Below are 17,874 nucleotides of genomic sequence, written 5' to 3'. Positions count from 1 at the left end.
GCTGCGCGCATTGACCGGGAATCTCGGGAGACTCTTCCACGCAAAAAGCCCGACCGGATGCGGTCGGGCTTTATGTTATGGCGATGGAAAGGCGGGGTCAGGGGAAGACGATCTCCACCTGTTCGCTGGCCGGTTTGCGTTCGGTGATCTCGCCGATGCGGTAGGCGTCCACGTCGTTGCGGGCGTCGAGGAGTTCCATGGCTCTTTCGGCGTTCTCCGGGGAGCAGATCAGGATGTAGCCGATGCCGCAGTTGAAGATCTGGAGCATCTCGGGCCAGGAGAGGCGGCCCTCGGTCTTGAGCCACTCGAAGATGGGCGGCATGGGCCAGGAGCCGAACTCCACGCGGGCCGCCACGGTCTCGGGCAGCACCCGGGGCACGTTGTCGTAGAACCCGCCGCCCGTGACATGGACCATGCCCCGGATCTCCACGCTGCGCAGCAGTTCAAGCACGGGGCGCACGTAGATCTTTGTCGGCTCGATGAGCACCTCGGCCACGGTCCGCCTGGAGCCGGGAAAGGGCTGGTCCGGGCGCAGGCCCGACTGGTCGAGGAGCTTGCGGATGAGGGAATAGCCGTTGGAGTGCGCGCCCGACGAGGCCAGCCCGATGAGCACGTCGCCGGGAGCCACGGACTTGCCGGTGACCAGGCGCGGGGTATCGACCATGCCCACGGCAAAGCCCGAGAGGTCGTATTCGCCGTCTGGGTAGAAGCCGGGCATCTCGGCGGTCTCGCCGCCCAGCAGGGCGCAGTCGGACCGGCGGCATCCCTCGCACACGCCCGCCACCACCTGCTCGGCCACGCCGGATTCCAGCTTGCCGGTGGCGAAGTAGTCGAGGAAGAAGAGGGGAGCCGCGCCCTGCACAAGCACGTCGTTGACCGACATGGCCACCAGATCGATGCCCACGGTGTCGTGCTTGTCAAAGAGGAAGGCGAGCTTGAGCTTGGTGCCCACGCCGTCGGCCCCGGCCACCAGCATGGGGGCCTGCATCCCGGTCAGGTCAGGCTTGAACAGCCCGCCGAAACCGCCGATGTCCGTGGCCACGCCGGGCGTGAAGGTGGACTTGACCATGTCCTTGATGCGGCCGATGAAACGGTTGCCCGCCTCGATGTCCACGCCTGCGGCGGTGTATGCCTGGGACCGTCTGGCGCTGTCGCTCATGTGATGCTCCTTGGCAGGCTGTTGAAAATGGCAATCTGCGTCGTTGCTTCAAAAAGTTCAAACCCTCGCGTACAGGAAGTACGCTTCGGTCTTGAACTTTTTTCGCGCCTGCATCTCACCATTTTAGAATAGCCTGCTGGTTCTGACTTTTTCAACGGCCAGTTAACGTTCGGGATTCCCCGGATTATAGGGGTTTGGCCGGGCAAGTTCAAGGGCCATCTGCACGGCGCGCCCGGCCCGCGAATTGCATTTGCCATTTTGCCGGGCGGGCCGTATGCAAGACACAGAGGCCTCCGCCCCCAACCCCCGGAGGGAACAATGCGCAGATTCGGCAGGATACTCGTCGCGGCCGTAGCCGTTGTGATTTTGACGCTCTCTCTGGCCCTGGCCGGGGCCAAGTTCACCAACAAGGACACGGCCAAGGACCGCCGCACCAACACCTTTGGCACGGACCAGGGCGCGGACACGGCCACCACCACCTTCGGCACCAACGAGGCCGGAGACTCCACCCTCAAGGTCAAGCCAGCGCCCAAGCCCGAGGAAGTGGACTGGTACGACAAGGTCATCATCACCGTGAACCCGGATACCAAATGGCCCACCTCGGGCACATCCTCGTCCACGCGCACCAGAACCGCCTACGACAACGCCACAGACACCGAGACCAGGACCACCACCACCGAGGAGCGCAACTGGTAGCTTTTACGCGTCCAGGACGGTGACGGCGGCCGCGACCTGTGGCATGATCAATGTCCGGGAGGTGGACCATGCAGGAGGCACGGCTCTGGAAGCGGCTCAAGGGCGACACGGTGCAGTGTCGTTTGTGCAGCCATTTCTGCGTCATCGGCCAGGGTGAGCGCGGCCAGTGCGGCGTGCGCGAAAATCGCGAGGGCACGCTCATGGCCCTCAACTACGGCAAAATCGCGGCCATCAACCTCGATCCGGTGGAAAAGAAGCCGCTCTTCCACTTCCATCCGGGCAGCCGGACCTATTCCTTTGCCACGGCGGGCTGCAATTTTAGCTGCACCTTCTGCCAGAACTGGTCGCTCTCCCAGCCCCAGCGCGAGGGCGGGCGCGTCACCGGCCGGGCCATGACCCCCGGCGATCTGGTGGAAGAGGCCGTCAAGCTCAAGGCGGCGAGCATCTCCTACACCTACACCGAGCCCACGATCTTCTTCGAGATCATGCAGGACACGGCCCGGCTGGCAGCCGACCAGGGGCTGGCCAACATCATGGTCAGCAACGGCTTCATGAGCCCCGAATGTCTCGACGAACTCGGCCCCCTCATCGACGCGGCCAACGTGGACCTCAAGAGCTTCAGCGAGGATTTCTACCGCGACATCTGCGGGGCGCGGCTCAAGCCCGTGCTGGAGAATCTGGTGCGCATCCGCCACGACCTGGGCTGGTGGCTGGAGGTGACCACCCTGCTCATCCCGGGCAGGAACGACTCGCCGGACGAGCTGGACCGGCTCACGGATTTCCTGGTGGACGAGCTGGGCGAAGACACGCCCTGGCACATCTCGCGCTTTCACCCGGAGTACCGCATGAACGATGTGGGCGTCACCGGCACCGACACCCTGGAGGCAGCCTGGGCCATGGGCCGCGACAAGGGGCTCAAGTACGTGTACATCGGCAACCTGCCCGGCTCCAACCGGCAGCATACGGTGTGTTCGGGCTGCGGGGCCACGCTCATCGAGAGGTTCGGCTTCGCCCCCTCGGCCATGGGCCTCACCAAGGGGCGCTGCCAGCGCTGTGGCACCCCTGTGGCCGGGGTGGGCATGGACTGAGCGAACTTGCCAACGCGTCCCTTTTCCAGTAGGTATGCATCCCCGTCGGGGACGATGGAAACAACGGGGCGTGGCGCAGTCTGGTAGCGCGCCTGCTTTGGGAGCAGGATGCCGGGAGTTCAAATCTCTCCGCCCCGACCATAAAAACTTGTGACTTCAGATGGTTATCTGAGGTCACTTTTTGTTTTAGTCGTTTTGTACAAGGATGGTACAGTCCAGCGTACTTTTGGCAAAAACAATGGACATGGAGGTTGATTTTCATGAGGGTTGCGTGGCATACCCCGATTTTCTGGTTAAGATTTATTTGATTTATACAAAGAACGATAGATACATCCGTCGAAAAGGGCATCTTGATGCAGCGAGACATGCTTCAGTATGACGTCAATGAAACGCCCCCAGTCTATATGTGCTTGGTCGTAGCCATCACCCATGTACTTCTTATTTTCGAAGCTATTATCTTCATCCCCAATGTGCTGGGAAAAACCGTTGGCCTGCCACATGATTCCCTCCAGTTCATGACGTTTTCCACCATCATCATCGCTGCTGTTTTTACATATATCCAAAGTCTGCGGAAGTTCGGTCTGGGCTGCGGATTTATCCTTTTTTCAGGTTCCTACAGTGCATTTCTGCTCTGCTCCGTGGATGCGGTAAATATGGGTGGCCTCCCACTGCTAGGTACAATGGCCCTGCTGACGGCACCCATTGTTTTCTTGTATACCTATTTTATCCGCTTTCTACGTCACATCATTACTCCCGCAGTGGGAGGGGTGGTGGTGTTGCTTATTGCGGTGTCCCTTGTGCCTATCGGGTTAGACCTGTGGGCCGGAAGCCACGCGCCCCAAGTCGCCGCAACACCGATTTACGTAAAGCTAGGTATTGGGATTTGCACCATACTGGTGCTTACTGTGCTAATGCTTTTCGGTAACAGTACGCTCAAGCTCTGGAGCCCTATTCTGGCCATGACCATCGGATACGTTGTGGCTTTTTTTACAGGAGAACTAAGCTTTTCCAATACCATGCAAGCATCGTGGATCGGCCTGCCGCCAGTGCAGGCATGGCCGGGGCTGGAGTTTAACCTTTCCAGCATGCATCTGCCGCTATTTATTGCCTTCTCCATGGCAATGCTTGCCAGTACTATAGAAAACACCGGTAACATCATGCTCGTGCAGCAAATTTCAAAACGTGATTTTCGCCGAGTGTCTTATGATAGCGTGCAAGGCGGATTGTACTGTGATGGCCTAAGCAAAATCACTGCAGGATTGTTCGGAACCGCTGTGCCGTCTGTGTACTGCGACAATCTGCCCCTTATTGAAATGACAGGGGTAGCCTCGAGAAAAATTAGTCAATACGGCGCTATTATTCTGGCTGCACTGGCATTTATGCCCAAGGTCAGTGGCATTATCCTAGACATGCCTGGGCCAGTTATCGGCGGTTTTGTTATTGTCATCGCCGCCCTTCTTTTCCATGCCGGCGTGGGGTTGGTGACCATGACTTCTCTGAGCAACCAACACGGGCTCATTCTCGGTCTATCGCTGACAGTAGGGCTCATCGCAGAAAGCGGTACCTACTTTCCCGGCATTATACCGGAAAGTTTTTCTCCCATGTTTCAAAACAGCGTGGCAATGGGTGGTTTCACTGCATTTTTTCTGAGTACACTGGCGTATCTGGCTCCGAAAAAAAGAGTGGAAGGTAGTTTTCATGCCGACATTTCCGAACTAAAAAGTCTGCAACAGCTCCTGAAAAAAGGGCAAGAAAAATTAAGCCTGTCACAAAAAGAATTCAATATCCTCTCCCTGTGCTGCGAAGAAATATTCTGCCATATGGCGAAAGAACCCAACACTGATGTACAACGCAAGTTCTCTCTACGAATATCCAGGACGGAAGATGGGATTTTTACCGAAGCGGTGACAGGTTATAAAATGGACGACATCAACAACTTTGTCGTACCAAAGAGTTTTTTCAGCGCCACAACACATGAACTGAACACCCTGGGGCTTATTCTGTTCTCAAAGTGTGCAAAAGATGTAAAACACATTGAAATATCAGGCTACTCCTTTATCTCTTTTCTGCTTTAGCGTCTTCGTCCAGCCAGACCGATCGTGACGCGCCCCGACCAGGAAGTGATGGGTTGACACGAGAAATCGTGTCGGCTTTTTTTGTGAGGGCGTGGGGTCAGATGTAGCGGTACATGAGGATGAAGTGGCAGGTGCTGCCGCCGATGACGAAGAGGTGGAATATCTCGTGGAATCCGAGGAATCCGGGGAAGGGGTCGGGCCGTTTGAGGGCGTAGATCACCGCGCCCAGAGTGTAGGCCAGGCCGCCCGCCACCAGCCAGGCCAGTCCGGCTGTGGGCAGGTTCATGGCCAGCGGATAGATGCCGACCAGGGCGATCCAGCCCATGCCCAGATAGATGGCCGTGGAGAGCCAGCGAGGGGCCGAGAGCCAGAATATCTTGAGCAGGATGCCGCCCAGGGCCACGCTCCAGATGACCCCGAGCATGGACCACCCCCAGGGGCCGCGCAGCGGAATCAGGCAGATGGGCGTGTAGGTGGCCGCGATGCAGACGAAGATCATGGCGTGGTCCACCCGGCGCAGGGCGCGCACGCCGCGCTCGTCAAGGGGTAGCCAGTGGTAGAGGGTGCTGGCCGTATAGAGCAGGACAAGCCCTACGCCGAAGATGGAAAAACCCACGAGGTGCCACGGCATGACCGGATCGACCGCGCGCAGGATGAGGGCCACGGTGCCGACCACGGCCAGGGTTGCGGCGATGCAGTGGGTCAGGCCGTTCATTGGGTCGCGAAGAAAGCGGATCATCATGCCTCCGGGGTTGCTCCTATTGTTTCCTTACACGGTTGTCGCGAATGAAACAAGTGTTTGAGCTGGGGGAGCTCCAGGAGGTCAGTCCATGAGCATGGGCGGGGCCTCGGGCTTGGAGCATTGCTCGGCGTCGGCCAGCATGTCGGCCAAGGTGAAGGAGTTCAGCCGCTGATACATGGCCTCGGCGGCCTCCACCCACAGGCGGCTGGTCAGGCACACTTCGCGGCGCAGGCAGTCGGTCTTGCCGGTGCGGCACTCCACCAGGGAGTCGTCGCCCTCCAGGATGCGCACCAGCTCGCCCAGGAGAATCTCCGAGGCCGGGCAGGACAGGGTATGGCCGCCCTTGGGGCCGCGCTTGCTCGTGACGAATCCAGCGTCCTTGAGCTTGCGGATGAGTTTTTCGAGATATTTGGTGGAAACGCCCTGGCGCTCGGCGATGTCCTGAATCCTGACCGGCCCGGACCCGCAGTGCTGGGCGATGTCCAGAGCCATCCTGGTGCCGTATCGGCTGCGCGTGGTGAGTCGCATGGTTCCCCTGATCGGTTGCTGGTGCGGTGTCTGATTCAATGCCGCCCGGAGAAGTCGGGAAATCCGGCTCTCCATCTATTCTGAATCATTGGTCGATGTCAAAACAGGTCTTGTCTCGAAGGGGAATTAGCACAAAACTGACCCCGCGACAACGCCGGGCACGGCCGCAGGCGGGCAGAGTTCGACGGGGCCGGTGCGGGTCAGGCGCGGTCTTTGGGCCTTGTGCGGCTCTTGATGAAGGCGAGGATGCCGAAGATGCCGACGATGTAGCCGATGCCGCCCACGATCTCGGTCATTCCCGGCCCGGCCTGGCTCAGTTCGGCCAGCATCTGCTTCACAGGGGTCAGCTCGCGGCGGATTGTGGCCTCGACCTGCGTCTGGATTCGGGCATCAATTTGAGCTTCGATTTGCGCCTGGGCCGCAGTGTCGGAGAGGGGCGACTGGGGCGCGGCAAGGTCCGGGGCGGGCGCGGATTCTGGCGCGGGTTTGGGCTCAGATTTGGGCCCAGATTTGGGCGTGGAATCGGGCGTGGCCGTTTTCTGTCCGGTGGCGGCCAGTTCCTCGGCCGCGATGGTCCACTCCGTCTGATGTCCCTCGCCAGCCAGGAGCTTGAGGCGCAGGGCCATGGCCCCGCCCCGCGCGGGTTCGGGGATGGGAAAGGCGAAGCGGCCCTGGTCGTCCGTGGTGCCCGTGAGCAGCAGGATGCCGGTGGCGGCGTCATAGACCTCGATGGTGCCGTGGTTGACCCGGCTGCTGCGGCTGTAGCCGCTCTCAGTGACCACGGTGTCGCCGTCAACATAGGCGAAGAGGTTGACCCGATGGGCGTGCCCGGCCGTGGTCAGGAGGAGCAGGGCGGCCAGGGCGGCGCAGGCGGCAAGGGCGAAACGGCGCATGATGGTCTCCGTCATTTGATGGGCGCGGCCAGGGCCTCGGGCTTGACCTTGGCCAGAAAGGTGTAGGCGAATCCGGTGATGATTCCTTCCACCACCATGACCGGCACATGGGCCGCGAACAGCGCGGCGGCAGAGGGGACAAAGGCATCGCCCGACAGGGCCAGTGAAGCGGCCGTGAGCAGGGCGCTCAGGAGCATGGCCAGGAATCCGCAGGCAAAGGCTCCGGTGAAGCGGAAGGTGGTGCCCCGGGCCAGCAGGGGCCTGAACACGAAAAAGCAGAGCACGGCCGGGGCGGCCATGTTGAAGGTGTTGATCCCCAGCGTGGTCAGGCCGCCGTACTGGAAGAGTACGGCCTGGAGCAGCAGGGCCACGAGGATGGAGGGAAAGGCGGCCCAGCCGAGCATGACCCCGAGCAGGCCGCCCAGCACCAGATGGGCGCTGGCCGGGCCGATGGGCACATGCACCAGAGAGCCGATGAAAAAGGCGGCCGAGAGGATGGCCACGGTCATGATCTTGTCCTGATCCGTCTTCCTCAGGCCGATGGCCGTGCCGATCACGGCCAGGGCGGCTCCGCCGAGCAGCACCGGCGCGGACAGGACTCCCTCGGAAATATGCATGTGATGATCGCCCCGGATTTATGCCGGATCGTCGTCCCCCTGCCTGGATGGCGGTGGCGCGAATATCTGCGGCGTGTGAACAACCCGGATTCCGTATACACCTATCCGCGCGGCTAGGCAAGGGCGGGGAGGCTTTGCGGCCAGTTAATCGAAGTCGGCCAGCAGGGCGCTGATCTGCACACCGGCAACCACCGGGGTCTCGTTGAAGCGCATGCGGATGCGATACAGGGCATGGTGGAGCTGGCCCGAGGAGATGCCGTTCTTCAGCGCGGTATGGGCCTCGATGAAGGCCGCCAGGGAATCGCACACCTTGAGCAGGGGGCCGTCCTTGGGGTCCAGGGAGTCGAGGTTCCATTCGCCCGCCAGCTTTTCGTCGCTGGCCTCGACCACCATGCCGTCACGGCGGATGGTGCCCTTGAATTCGCTGCCCACGGCCTTGCCCAGCAGGTATTCGAGCCGGTCCGCCACCTCGCCGTAGCCGCCCTCGCGCAGGGGGTCGAGGACCACCCGCTTGAGTTCGAGGTCCTCGTATTCGTGGATCAGGGCCGCGATGTCGCTGGACGAGCCCTTGACCGGCGAGATGATGTCGCGGGTGAGCAGCTCGGGCAGGTCGTGGAAGAGCCCGGCAAAGAAGTTGTTCTGGGAGCGGGCCCGGCACGCGCCCACCTCCATGCTGAAGAACCAGGAAAAGGCGGCCACGATGTACAGGTGGCCGAGCACCGAGGTCTCGGGCACGCGCGGGGTCTGGGACCAGCGTTTCTGGAAGCGCAGCCTGCCGCACATGCGCGCGAACAAGCCAAGCACGTTGTTCTCCTCGTCCAGCAGTTCGGCCACCCCCGCAAGGTCGCGCATCTCGCCCAGGCGGTCGATGAAGCTCTGTTCGATCTCCGTCAGTTCGTGGTCCATCTTGTTGATGGATTTGAGCAGCTTGAATTCCGAATAGCTGGCGTAGAGGTGGGCGGCGTGGAGGATGCGCCGGGCCAGTCCAGCGTCTTCCGGCCGCATGAGGTAGTCGGTCATGCGGCGCACGAACTCGTTGCCCAGGGGCATGATGCGCGGGCTCAATTCCGCCAGCACCCAGTTGGTCAGGGTGCGGTAGTGGTCCGGGTTCTCCTTGATGCGGTAGAAGACCGGCGGCTTGATGTCCGTGATCACGAGCCGGTAGAGGTAGTCGAAGATGCCGCCCTCGACGATGGATTCGCCCAGGGCGCGCTTGCGGGCCACGTCCATGGACCCGGAATTGAGCAGGAACAGCAGCCAGGCCACGATCATCTTGTGGGCCTGCTTGTCCACTTCCACCAGCTCCATGGGCCGCAGCTTGTCGTTCCAGCGCTTCATGAACGCGCCCGAGAAGACGAGTTCGAGCAGGCTCTTTCTGATGATCACCGACATGGCAGGCTCCGCGCGTCAGGGCAGATACGGGTTGAAATACCCGTAGTTGATCCAGGGCAGCGCTTTCTTGAGCCGCTTGCGGAAGTTGATGAAGCCCATGCAGGGGGAGTGGCCGAAGGGGGCCATGAGGCGCAGGTACAGCTCGGGGTCGAGGTTGAGGTTGCGCAGCTGGACAAAGTCGAACCGGCTGGTCTCGCCAAGCTCGATCAGGGCCGCCAGCTCCTCTTCGGTGTCGGTAATGCCTGGGAAGAAGAGCAGGTTCAGGGAGACGAAGAGCCCCACCTCGTGGGCCTTGATCATGGCCTCGCGCACGTCGTCGAAGGTGTACCCGGCGGGGCGGTAGTAGGCCTCATAGGGGCCGAGCCGAGCCGAGTTGAGACTGACCCGGATGGCGTTGACCCCGGCCACCTTGAGGGCAGGCATGGCCTGGGGACGTGATGCGTTGGTGTTGACATTGACCGTGCCGGTGCCGCCGTCGGCGCGGTATGCCTTGACCGCCTCGCAGATGAGTTCGGCCTCAAGCAGGGGCTCGCCCTCGCATCCCTGGCCAAAGGAGAAGATGGGGTTGCGCTCGCGCGACTCGTGGCGGCGCATGACCTGGACGATCTCCTCCACGGTGGGGGTGAAGGCGATGCGGCATTGGGGCGAGGGAAAGCCGGAATCCTCGGGCTGGTGCGAGATGCAGCCCACGCACGCCGCATTGCAGGCGCGCGAGGTGGGCAGGGGACACTCGAACCGGCCCAGGGCAAGATTCTTGGCCGCCGGGCAGCCGCTGGTCAGGGCGCACCCGGCCAGATGGTTGATGAGCCGGTTGCCGGGCATCTCGGTGATCAGTGCGTGGGCACCCGCCTCGATGCGGTCCGGCGGGATGTGCGAAAAGACCTGCCGCCTGTCCTCGTCCACCTGCTTGGCGCAGACCCAGAACCGGCCGTTGGCATAGCCGATGGCCGCGTAGGAGAGCAGGGGCAGCACGGGCGCGCCCTCGTCGGTTTCGTAGGCGCTGATGCCGGTGACCGTGTTGCCCGGGCAGGCAAAGGCGGCCACGGCCAACTCTTCCATGACCTCGGTCTGACCGGTCTCGGGGTTGTAGCCCATGGCGTGGCGGCCGGGGAGCATGAAGAATTCGGATTCATCGGGCAGCGGCGTGATTTCGTCGGGCCGGGGCAGGCCGAATTCGTTGCCCCGGCGGCAGAGCATGAGCAGCTCGGGATGGTCGTATATCTCGCCCTCGGCGGTGGCGAAGAGCATGTGCGGCTGGGGCTTGTTCTTTGAGGACATGGCAAGGGTATACGGGAAAAGGGCGAGGCAGGGCAAGGAGTGAATGGGACGCGGCGCGATGGGCCCCCAGGGGAGTGTGGCGCTCGTCGAGTCTGGACAAAGGGCGCAAAAAGGCCGACACCGCAAGCGGTGTCGGCCGGAATGAACCGGATGGTCCGAGCAAGCGGCTTAGCGCTTGGAGTACTGGAAGCTGGCGCGGGCGCCGCGCAGGCCGTACTTCTTGCGCTCTTTCTTACGTGCGTCGCGGGTCAGCAGACCGGCGGGCTTGAGCACGGAGCGAAGCTCGGGGTTGATCTCGCACAGGGCGCGGGAAATGCCGTGGCGAAGGGCCTCGGCCTGACCGGTGACGCCGCCGCCGGAGCAGTTGGCCTTGATGTCATACTTGTCGAGCATGCGCACGAGCTTGAGCGGCTGCTGGACGATCATCTGCAGGGTCTTGCGGGGAAAGTAGTCCTCGAAGGGACGGCCGTTAACGGTGATCTGCCCGGTCCCGGCATACATGCGGGTGCGGGAGATGGCGTTCTTTCTCTTGCCGGTGCTGTAAGTGAAATCGCTCATGATAATCCCCGATTAGATATCCAGAGTTTTGGGAGCCTGGGCCGCGTGCGGGTGCTCGGACCCTGCGTAGACCTTCAGCTTCTTGAGCAGCTGGGCGGCCAGCCGGTTCTTGGGCAGCATGCCCTTGACCGCGGCGGTGATGACGTTCTCAGGCTTCCTGTCCAGCATCTCGCGCAGGGTCTTTTCCTTGAGCCCGCCGGGATGGTTGGAATGCTTGTAGTACATCTTCTTGTCGAGCTTCTGGCCGGTGACCTTGATCTTCTCGGCGTTGATCACGACGATGAAGTCGCCCATGTCCATATGGGGGGCGAATTCAGGCTTGTGCTTGCCACGCAGACGGGTGGTGATCTCGGTGGCCAGACGGCCAAGGATCTTGTCCGTGGCGTCAACCACGAACCATTCGCGGCTCGCGTCTTCCGGCTTGGGGCTATATGTCTTCATGATGAATGCTCCTTGCGCAAACTGGGAATGGGACATTTACGGAGTTTGCCTCCGTATGTCAACCAATTTTTCAGGCCGTCGAGTCCATGCCGCCTACCCGGGCTCGGCCCGGGCGGGAAGGGTTCGGCGGTCCGATTCAAGTGTCGTTCCGGTCGCTTGTCCGGTCGTCTCGTGGCGTGGGAACTGGGGTGTAACGGGGTGTCCCTCAAGCCGCCGATCCTGACCGGGAGCACGATGATACACAAAAACCTGTCGGGCCACAAGGGGTTTTTCGGGAGGGCGGCAGGGCGCAGCGGGGCGCGGCCAAGGCCGCGCCCCGTGTGAAGCTGGTTCGGATTATCCGGCCACAAGGGCTTTGATCTTGGACAGGGCGGCGGGGATGCCCGAGGCATCGGTGCCGCCCGCGCGGGCGAGGTCCGGGCGGCCTCCGCCGCCTCCGCCCACCTCGGCGGCCACGGGCTTGATCAGGTCGCTCGCCTTGAACCGGCCGTGCAGGTCCTTGGTCACGGACAGGGCCACCGAGACCTTGCCGTCGTCGTGCCCGGCCACGAGGCAGACAATGCCCGAGGCGATCTTGCTGCGCAGGGCGTCCATCTGTTCGAGCATGACGTTCATGTCCGGGGCCTCCACCTGGGCGGCCAGTACGGTGACGCCGCCTATCTGTTCGGCCTCGGCCAGCATGTCGCGGCCGGTGCCCGAGGCCAGTTTGGCCTGGAGCTGCTTCACCTCGCGGGCCATGTCCTTGACCTGCTGTTGCAGGGCGCGGACCTTGGCGGGCAGGTCGGCGGGCTGGGCCTTGAGCAGGGCCGAGGCCTCGGCGGCCGCGACGCGGCGCTCGTTAAGGTAGGCGATGGCGTTGCCGCCGGTGGCCGCCTCGATGCGCCGGATGCCAGCGGCCACGCCGGATTCGCTGACGATGACGAACTGCCCGGCAAGCCCAGTGTTGTCGAGATGGGTCCCGCCGCACAGTTCCATGGACACGCCCGGCACCTCGATGACCGAGACCGAGTCGCCGTATTTTTCGCCGAACAGGGCCGTGGCCCCCTTGGCCTGGGCCTCTTCGATGGAGACCACTTCGCGGCTGACCGGGACGGCGTCGAGAATGCTCTGGTTGACCAGGGTCTCGACCCGGACGATCTCCTCCACGGTCAGTCCCTTGATGTGGGTGAAGTCGAAGCGCAGCCGGTCCGGCCCCACCAGGGAGCCCGCCTGCCGGGCGTGGTCGCCCAGCACCTTGTGCAGGGCCGCGTGGAGCAGGTGGGTGACGGTGTGGTTGCGCATGGTGGCCAGCCGCTGGCCCCGGTCCACGTTGAGGAACACGGAGTCGCCGACGCGCAGCTGGCCCTGGGTCATCGCGACCTTGTGGGCGGTGAGGGATTGGGAGGGCTTGACCGCGTCAAGCACAATGCCCCGGCCCGACGACGCGGCCAGCTCGCCGGAGTCGCCCACCTGGCCGCCGGACTCGCCGTAGAAGGGGGTGGAGCGCGTCACTACCCAGCCGGTGGCGCCCGGCTCCAGGGCCTCGACAGCCTCGCCCGCCTCGCTGAGCAGGTGGGTGATCTCGGACTGGTCGGCCATGGCCTCGTACCCGGTGAATTCGCTGGTCACGTCCTGTTCGAGCAGGGTGTGGAACACGGCGGCCAGGTCCTTGTCGCCCGATCCTTTCCAGGCGGCCTTGGAGCGGGTTTTCTGCTCCTTCATAAGGGCCTCGAAGCCTGCCTCGTCTACACCGATGGCGTGGCGCTCGGCCACGTCGCGGACGATGTCGATGGGAAATCCGTAGGTGTCGTAGAGTTTGAAGGCGGTCTCGCCGGGCACCAGGGCGGTTCCAGCCGCCTTGAGTTCGGCCAGTTCGGCTTCGAGCATCTCAAGGCCCTTGTCCAGGGTCTTGGCAAACCCTTCCTCCTCGCCGCGCACCACCTCGATCATGAAATCGCGCGATTCCCGAAGCTCGGCGAAGTGGTCGCCCATGTCCTCTACGACCTTGCCGGCGGTCTTCCACAGGAACGGCTCGGTCAGGCCCATGAGCTTGCCAAAGCGGCAGGCGCGGCGGATGAGGCGGCGCAGGATGTAGCCCCTCCCCTCGTTGGAGGGCAGCACCTGATCCGGGATGAGGAAGGCGATGGCCCGGCTGTGGTCGGCGACGACCTGAAGCGCGGTGTCGATCTCCTCGTTCTCGCGGTACTTTACTCCGGCCAGCTCGGCGGTGTAGCGGATGATGGACTGGAAGAGGTCGGTCTCGTAGTTGGAGGCAACGCCCTGGCACACGGCGGCGATGCGCTCAAGGCCCATGCCCGTGTCGATGGACGGCCGGGGCAGTGGGGTGCGGGTGCCGTCCTCGGCCTGGTCGAACTGCATGAACACGAGGTTCCAGATTTCGAGGTAGCGGTCGCAGTCGCACTTGCCGATGCCGCACTCCGGGCCGCAGCCCACATGCTCGCCCTGGTCGAAGTGGACCTCGGAGCACGGGCCGCAGGGGCCGGTGTCGCCCATGGACCAGAAGTTGTCCTTCTCGCCCAGCCGGTAGATGCGCTCGGCCGGGACGCCCGCCACACTCTGCCACAGCTCGCCCGCCTCGTCGTCGTCATTGTATATGGTAATATAGAGGCGGTCCTTGGGCAGCTTCAGCTCCTCGGTCAGGAACTCCCAGCAGTAGCGGATGGCGTCTTCCTTGAAATAATCGCCAAAGGAGAAGTTGCCGAGCATCTCGAAGAAGGTGTGGTGGCGCGCGGTGCGGCCCACGTTTTCCAGATCGTTGTGCTTGCCGCCCACGCGCAGACATTTCTGCGAGGTGGTGGCCCGGGAGTAGTCGCGCTTCTCCTGGCCCAGGAAGAGGCGCTTGAACTGGACCATGCCCGCGTTGGTGAAGAGCAGGGTGGGGTCGTCCTTGGGAATGAGCGGCGAGGACCCGACCACGGCGTGGCCGTTCTTTTCAAAATATTCCAGGAATTTCCGGCGGATTTCAGCAGCGTTCATCGGTGAATGTTCTCCACGAAAGGTATGTTTCCAGACAAAAGCGCCCCGGGCCGGATGCCCGGGGCGCCGTTGCCCGGCGTGCGCGATGTCTAGTCGTCGGCCTCGTCCGGGGCCGAGGATGACCCGGCCAGCTTGCCCGTGGCGGGTTCGCCGCGATACCCGAGGTGGGTCATGAGCTTTTCCTCGATGGCCCCGGCGATGTCCGGGTTGTCTTCGAGGAGCTGGCGCACGTTCTCCTTGCCCTGGCCGAGTTTTTCGGCTCCGAAGGCGAACCAGGAGCCGGATTTTTCTATGATGCCAAGTTCGACGCCCATGTCGATGAGCTCGCCGGTGCGGCTGATGCCCTGGCCGTAGAGCACATCCACCAGCGCCTCGCGGAAGGGCGGGGCGACCTTGTTCTTGACCACCTTGATCCTGGCGCGGATGCCGTAGGCCTCGTCCTTGTCCTTGAGGGTCTGGATGCGGCGGATGTCGAGCCGGCAGGAAGCGTAGAATTTCAGGGCGTTGCCGCCGGAGGTGGTCTCGGGGTTGCCGTAGCCGGTCATGCCGATCTTCATGCGTATCTGGTTGATGAAGATGACCACGCAGTTGGACTTGTGGATGGTGCCGGTCAGCTTGCGCAGGGCGTGGGACATGAGCCGGGCCTGTCCGCCCACCTGGGTCTCGCCCATCTGGCCTTCAAGCTCGGCCTGGGGGATGAGGGCGGCCACCGAGTCGATGACAATCACGTCCACCGCGCCGGAGCGCACCAGCAGGTCGGCGATTTCCAGGGCCTGCTCGCCGTAGTCGGGCTGGGAGATGAGCATCTCGTCGGTCTTGACGCCCAGCCGTTTGGCGTAGCTGGGGTCCAGGGCGTGCTCGGCGTCCACAAAGGCCGCGTTGCCCCCCTGCTTCTGCGCCTGGGCCACGATGTGCAGGGCCAGGGTGGTCTTGCCCGAGGACTCCGGCCCGTAAATCTCGATGACGCGGCCGCGTGGCACGCCGCCGATGCCCAGCGCGATGTCCAGGCCGATGGAACCCGTGGGGATGAAGGGGATGGTGTGGGCGGCCTCGTCGTCGAGGCGCATGATGGCGCCCTTGCCGAACTTGCGCTCGATGGTGGTCAGGGCGGTGCCGAGAGCCTCCTTGCGCAGGGTATCGGGATCGACGGCTTTTCGTGCCATGGGAATTTCCTCCGGGTGTTACAGACGCAACGTATGAGCAACACGCTTAGATACCAGATACGGGTCCGACGGGCAACAGGCATGTGGTTGGAGATAAAAACAATAAAATACAAAATATTACTTCTTTTCTGGTCCGCAACGCGAGCTGTCTTGCCAAGGTGGCGGTGGCGTATCCCTTTGACCTTGGGCCGATTCTCCAATAAGGGTCGCACCCATGAACAGGAACTACGACGCCCTGGCCCTGCTCTCTGGCGGGCTGGACTCCATTCTGGCCATGCGCACGGTCATGGACCAGGGGCTGGCCGTGCTCGGCCTGCACTTCACCACGCCCTTCTTCGGCAAGCCGCACCTGATCCCCTTCTGGCGGGAGCACTACGGCATCGAGGTGGAGGCGGTGGACATCGACCGCGAGTACGTGGACATGCTCCTTGGCGACCCGTCCCAGGGGTTTGGCAAGTGGCTCAACCCGTGCATCGACTGCAAGATCACCATGCTCGACCGGGCCGCCGCGCTGCTGCCCGCCTACGGCGCGAAGTTTCTCATCTCGGGTGAGGTCATCGGCCAGCGGCCCATGAGCCAGCGGGCTGACTCCCTCAATGTCATCACCAAGCGGGCCGGGGTGCGCGATCTGCTCCTGCGGCCCCTGTGCGCCCGGAACCTGCCGCCCACGCCCATGGAGGAATCCGGGCTGGTGGACCGCGACCGGCTCCTCGACTGGAGCGGCCGGGGCCGAAAGCCCCAGTACGAGTTGGCCGGGCAGTACGGCTTCACCGAGATCCCCACCCCGGCGGGCGGCTGCTGCCTGACCGAGGCCCAGGGCGCGGCCCGGTTCGTCCAGTTGCTCCTGCATCGGCCTACCCCCGAGCCAGCTGATTTCCGCCTCGCCCGGGAGGGCAGGCAGCTCTGGGCCGGGACGCACTGGCTCGCCTTTGGCCGCACGGCCGGGGACAACGCCGCCCTTGAAGCCTGCCAGCGCCCCGGCGATTACGTGTTCAAGCTGGCGGATTTTCCCGGCCCCCTGGCCGTGGCGCGACCTGTGGCCGGCGAGTGGGAGGCCGAGGCCGTGCGCGACGCGGCCGCCCTTGTGGCCTCATACGCCACCAGGGCGCGCCGCCATTTCGAGGCCACGGGCCAGCCGGTGCGCGTCATCGTGCGCCGTGACGCCGGGCCGGGCGAGATTGCCGAGACCGTGGAGGTCGTCCCCACGCGTCAGACCGCGCTGCCCTGGGCCGAGCCCAGGCCGGAGATCGTGCGCGAGTGGAAGAAGGCGCGGGCCTTGGAATCGCGGTGAATCCGCTCCTTGCACCGGCCAGGGACACGGCGTAGGATGCCGCCATGCTGATCGATATCACCACCTTCTGCGTCTCGGCCGTGCTGCTCTGGTTCGGTGCCAGCTGGATCGTCAATTCGGCGGCGCTCATCGCGCGCAAATACAATGTCTCGGAACTGGTCATCGGCCTGACCATCGTGGCCATGGGCACCTCGGCCCCGGAGTTCCTGGTCACGTTCAACGCGGCCCTGCGGGGACACAACGACATCTCCCTGTCCAACGTGGTCGGGTCCAACATCTTCAACCTCGGTTTCATCCTGGGCCTGATGGCCATGATCAGGCCGCTGGTCGCCAGCCGGACCGTGGTCTACCGTGATGGCCTGCTGCTCCTGGCGACCACGGCGTGCATCCTGCTCGTCTCCTTCACCGGCGAGCTGGGGCGGGTTTTCGGCGGGGCGCTGGTGGCCCTGCTCGTGGGCTACCTCGTCTTCCTGGGCATGCGGCGCGAATCGCCGGGCGAGGCGGAGCTTGAGGAACTCAAGGGGCGCACCGCGTCCTGGCGCGACGTGGTGCTGCTGGTCCTCGGCTTTGGGGCCATCACCGCGGGCGGGCATCTGATGGTCTCGGCGGCCACGTCCATTGCCGAGGATTTCGGGGTCTCGTCCTGGGTCATCGGGGTGACCATCGTGGCCGCAGGGACCAGCCTGCCCGAGCTGGTCACCTGCCTTGCCGCCTCGGTCAAGGGCAAGAACGAAATGCTCCTTGGCAACCTCATCGGCTCGGATTTCTTCAATTTCGCCGGGGTGCTCGGCCTGACCTGCCTGATCAAGCCCCTGACCGTGTCGCCCGAGGCCGGGTCTGGCCTCATCGTGCTGGTGGGCATGGTCGGGCTGGTGCTGATCATGCTGCGCACCGGCTGGCGCGTCACCCGCCTCGAAGGGGCGCTGCTTGTGGGCATCAACCTGCTGCGCTGGGTCAACGATTTCACCGCCTGACAG

16 protein-coding genes and 1 tRNA gene are annotated in these 17,874 nt (G+C 63.4%); 6 read left to right on the top strand and 11 right to left on the bottom strand.

Annotated features, from left to right (window positions below; genetic code table 11):
• Nucleotides 1-97: 97 nt before the first annotated feature.
• A complete protein-coding gene (purM, locus tag QQS14_RS02345; protein ID WP_285905284.1) occupies nucleotides 98-1,159 on the bottom strand; it encodes a phosphoribosylformylglycinamidine cyclo-ligase in 1,062 nt (353 codons plus the stop codon).
• Between the two features lie 318 nt (nucleotides 1,160-1,477).
• On the opposite strand from purM, the gene QQS14_RS02340 reads away from it, so the two are divergent.
• The 4 genes from QQS14_RS02340 to QQS14_RS02325 all read left to right on the top strand — a co-directional run bounded on the left by QQS14_RS02340 (nucleotide 1,478) and on the right by QQS14_RS02325 (nucleotide 5,018).
• On the top strand, nucleotides 1,478-1,855 hold the full coding sequence (locus QQS14_RS02340; protein WP_285905283.1) for a hypothetical protein: 378 nt from the start codon (nucleotides 1,478-1,480) through the stop codon (nucleotides 1,853-1,855).
• Between the two features lie 68 nt (nucleotides 1,856-1,923).
• Nucleotides 1,924-2,943, top strand: a complete 1,020-nt coding sequence (gene amrS / locus QQS14_RS02335; RefSeq protein WP_285905282.1) for an AmmeMemoRadiSam system radical SAM enzyme — start codon at nucleotides 1,924-1,926, stop codon at nucleotides 2,941-2,943.
• A 64-nt stretch (nucleotides 2,944-3,007) separates the two neighbouring features.
• Nucleotides 3,008-3,084 (top strand) — tRNA-Pro (locus tag QQS14_RS02330).
• A gap of 212 nt (nucleotides 3,085-3,296) precedes the next feature.
• Nucleotides 3,297-5,018, top strand: coding sequence for a uracil-xanthine permease family protein (locus tag QQS14_RS02325; RefSeq protein ID WP_285905281.1), 1,722 nt, complete (start codon nucleotides 3,297-3,299; stop codon nucleotides 5,016-5,018).
• 97 nt (nucleotides 5,019-5,115) lie between these two features.
• Here the strand turns inward: QQS14_RS02325 and trhA are convergent, their stop codons facing one another.
• From trhA to recA, 10 genes are all read right to left on the bottom strand, one after another.
• Nucleotides 5,116-5,757, bottom strand: a complete 642-nt coding sequence (gene trhA, locus QQS14_RS02320; protein ID WP_285905280.1) for a PAQR family membrane homeostasis protein TrhA — start codon at nucleotides 5,755-5,757, stop codon at nucleotides 5,116-5,118.
• Between the two features lie 84 nt (nucleotides 5,758-5,841).
• On the bottom strand, nucleotides 5,842-6,288 hold the full coding sequence (locus QQS14_RS02315) for an RrF2 family transcriptional regulator (RefSeq protein ID WP_285905279.1): 447 nt from the start codon (nucleotides 6,286-6,288) through the stop codon (nucleotides 5,842-5,844).
• A gap of 200 nt (nucleotides 6,289-6,488) precedes the next feature.
• Entirely contained in the window at nucleotides 6,489-7,181 is a 693-nt protein-coding gene (locus QQS14_RS02310) for a hypothetical protein (protein ID WP_285905278.1), read from the bottom strand.
• Between the two features lie 11 nt (nucleotides 7,182-7,192).
• Nucleotides 7,193-7,798, bottom strand: a complete 606-nt coding sequence (cbiM, locus tag QQS14_RS02305) for a cobalt transporter CbiM (RefSeq protein WP_285905277.1) — start codon at nucleotides 7,796-7,798, stop codon at nucleotides 7,193-7,195.
• A gap of 144 nt (nucleotides 7,799-7,942) precedes the next feature.
• Nucleotides 7,943-9,190 carry an HD domain-containing protein gene (locus QQS14_RS02300; RefSeq protein ID WP_285905276.1) on the bottom strand — a complete coding sequence of 416 codons (1,248 nt, stop codon included), beginning with the start codon at nucleotides 9,188-9,190 and terminating at the stop codon, nucleotides 7,943-7,945.
• A 15-nt stretch (nucleotides 9,191-9,205) separates the two neighbouring features.
• On the bottom strand, nucleotides 9,206-10,468 hold the full coding sequence (locus tag QQS14_RS02295; protein WP_285905275.1) for a radical SAM family protein: 1,263 nt from the start codon (nucleotides 10,466-10,468) through the stop codon (nucleotides 9,206-9,208).
• A gap of 168 nt (nucleotides 10,469-10,636) precedes the next feature.
• Nucleotides 10,637-11,026: a 30S ribosomal protein S9 gene (rpsI, locus tag QQS14_RS02290; RefSeq protein WP_425607905.1), complete on the bottom strand. Its 390-nt coding sequence runs from the start codon at nucleotides 11,024-11,026 to the stop codon at nucleotides 10,637-10,639.
• 12 nt (nucleotides 11,027-11,038) lie between these two features.
• A complete protein-coding gene (gene rplM, locus QQS14_RS02285; protein ID WP_285905274.1) occupies nucleotides 11,039-11,467 on the bottom strand; it encodes a 50S ribosomal protein L13 in 429 nt (142 codons plus the stop codon).
• A 336-nt stretch (nucleotides 11,468-11,803) separates the two neighbouring features.
• On the bottom strand, nucleotides 11,804-14,443 hold the full coding sequence (gene alaS / locus QQS14_RS02280) for an alanine--tRNA ligase (RefSeq protein WP_285905273.1): 2,640 nt from the start codon (nucleotides 14,441-14,443) through the stop codon (nucleotides 11,804-11,806).
• Nucleotides 14,444-14,532: 89 nt separating this feature from the next.
• Nucleotides 14,533-15,606, bottom strand: coding sequence for a recombinase RecA (recA, locus tag QQS14_RS02275; protein WP_285905272.1), 1,074 nt, complete (start codon nucleotides 15,604-15,606; stop codon nucleotides 14,533-14,535).
• Nucleotides 15,607-15,820: 214 nt separating this feature from the next.
• Between recA and QQS14_RS02270 the strand changes: the two genes are divergently transcribed.
• Both QQS14_RS02270 and QQS14_RS02265 read left to right on the top strand, forming a co-directional pair.
• Entirely contained in the window at nucleotides 15,821-16,897 is a 1,077-nt protein-coding gene (locus QQS14_RS02270; protein WP_285905271.1) for a tRNA(5-methylaminomethyl-2-thiouridylate) methyltransferase, read from the top strand.
• Nucleotides 16,898-16,941: 44 nt separating this feature from the next.
• The gene (locus tag QQS14_RS02265) at nucleotides 16,942-17,871 is read left to right on the top strand and encodes a calcium/sodium antiporter (RefSeq protein WP_285905270.1); all 930 of its coding nucleotides are present in this window, start codon (nucleotides 16,942-16,944) and stop codon (nucleotides 17,869-17,871) included.
• Nucleotides 17,872-17,874: the final 3 nt, after the last annotated feature.

It is taken from the genome of Pseudodesulfovibrio pelocollis (genome assembly GCF_030282845.1).
In the GTDB taxonomy this organism is placed as follows: Bacteria; Desulfobacterota; Desulfovibrionia; order Desulfovibrionales; family Desulfovibrionaceae; genus Pseudodesulfovibrio; species Pseudodesulfovibrio pelocollis.
Note: the sequence above shows the minus strand (reverse complement) of the source record. Positions and strands in the feature narration are given on the sequence as shown.

What these genes read in the sequence shown, in the direction of transcription:
- purM (WP_285905284.1), bottom strand. Translation starts at nt 1,159, where the DNA reads ATGAGCGACAGCGCCAGACGGTCCCAGGCATACACCGCCGCAGGCGTG.
- QQS14_RS02315 (WP_285905279.1), bottom strand. Translation starts at nt 6,288, where the DNA reads ATGCGACTCACCACGCGCAGCCGATACGGCACCAGGATGGCTCTGGAC.
- rplM (WP_285905274.1), bottom strand. Translation starts at nt 11,467, where the DNA reads ATGAAGACATATAGCCCCAAGCCGGAAGACGCGAGCCGCGAATGGTTC.
- trhA (WP_285905280.1), bottom strand. Translation starts at nt 5,757, where the DNA reads ATGATCCGCTTTCTTCGCGACCCAATGAACGGCCTGACCCACTGCATC.
- recA (WP_285905272.1), bottom strand. Translation starts at nt 15,606, where the DNA reads ATGGCACGAAAAGCCGTCGATCCCGATACCCTGCGCAAGGAGGCTCTC.
- QQS14_RS02265 (WP_285905270.1), top strand. Translation starts at nt 16,942, where the DNA reads ATGCTGATCGATATCACCACCTTCTGCGTCTCGGCCGTGCTGCTCTGG.
- rpsI (WP_425607905.1), bottom strand. Translation starts at nt 11,026, where the DNA reads ATGAGCGATTTCACTTACAGCACCGGCAAGAGAAAGAACGCCATCTCC.
- QQS14_RS02310 (WP_285905278.1), bottom strand. Translation starts at nt 7,181, where the DNA reads ATGCGCCGTTTCGCCCTTGCCGCCTGCGCCGCCCTGGCCGCCCTGCTC.
- cbiM (WP_285905277.1), bottom strand. Translation starts at nt 7,798, where the DNA reads ATGCATATTTCCGAGGGAGTCCTGTCCGCGCCGGTGCTGCTCGGCGGA.
- QQS14_RS02270 (WP_285905271.1), top strand. Translation starts at nt 15,821, where the DNA reads ATGAACAGGAACTACGACGCCCTGGCCCTGCTCTCTGGCGGGCTGGAC.
- QQS14_RS02295 (WP_285905275.1), bottom strand. Translation starts at nt 10,468, where the DNA reads ATGTCCTCAAAGAACAAGCCCCAGCCGCACATGCTCTTCGCCACCGCC.
- alaS (WP_285905273.1), bottom strand. Translation starts at nt 14,443, where the DNA reads ATGAACGCTGCTGAAATCCGCCGGAAATTCCTGGAATATTTTGAAAAG.
- QQS14_RS02340 (WP_285905283.1), top strand. Translation starts at nt 1,478, where the DNA reads ATGCGCAGATTCGGCAGGATACTCGTCGCGGCCGTAGCCGTTGTGATT.
- QQS14_RS02300 (WP_285905276.1), bottom strand. Translation starts at nt 9,190, where the DNA reads ATGTCGGTGATCATCAGAAAGAGCCTGCTCGAACTCGTCTTCTCGGGC.
- QQS14_RS02325 (WP_285905281.1), top strand. Translation starts at nt 3,297, where the DNA reads ATGCAGCGAGACATGCTTCAGTATGACGTCAATGAAACGCCCCCAGTC.
- amrS (WP_285905282.1), top strand. Translation starts at nt 1,924, where the DNA reads ATGCAGGAGGCACGGCTCTGGAAGCGGCTCAAGGGCGACACGGTGCAG.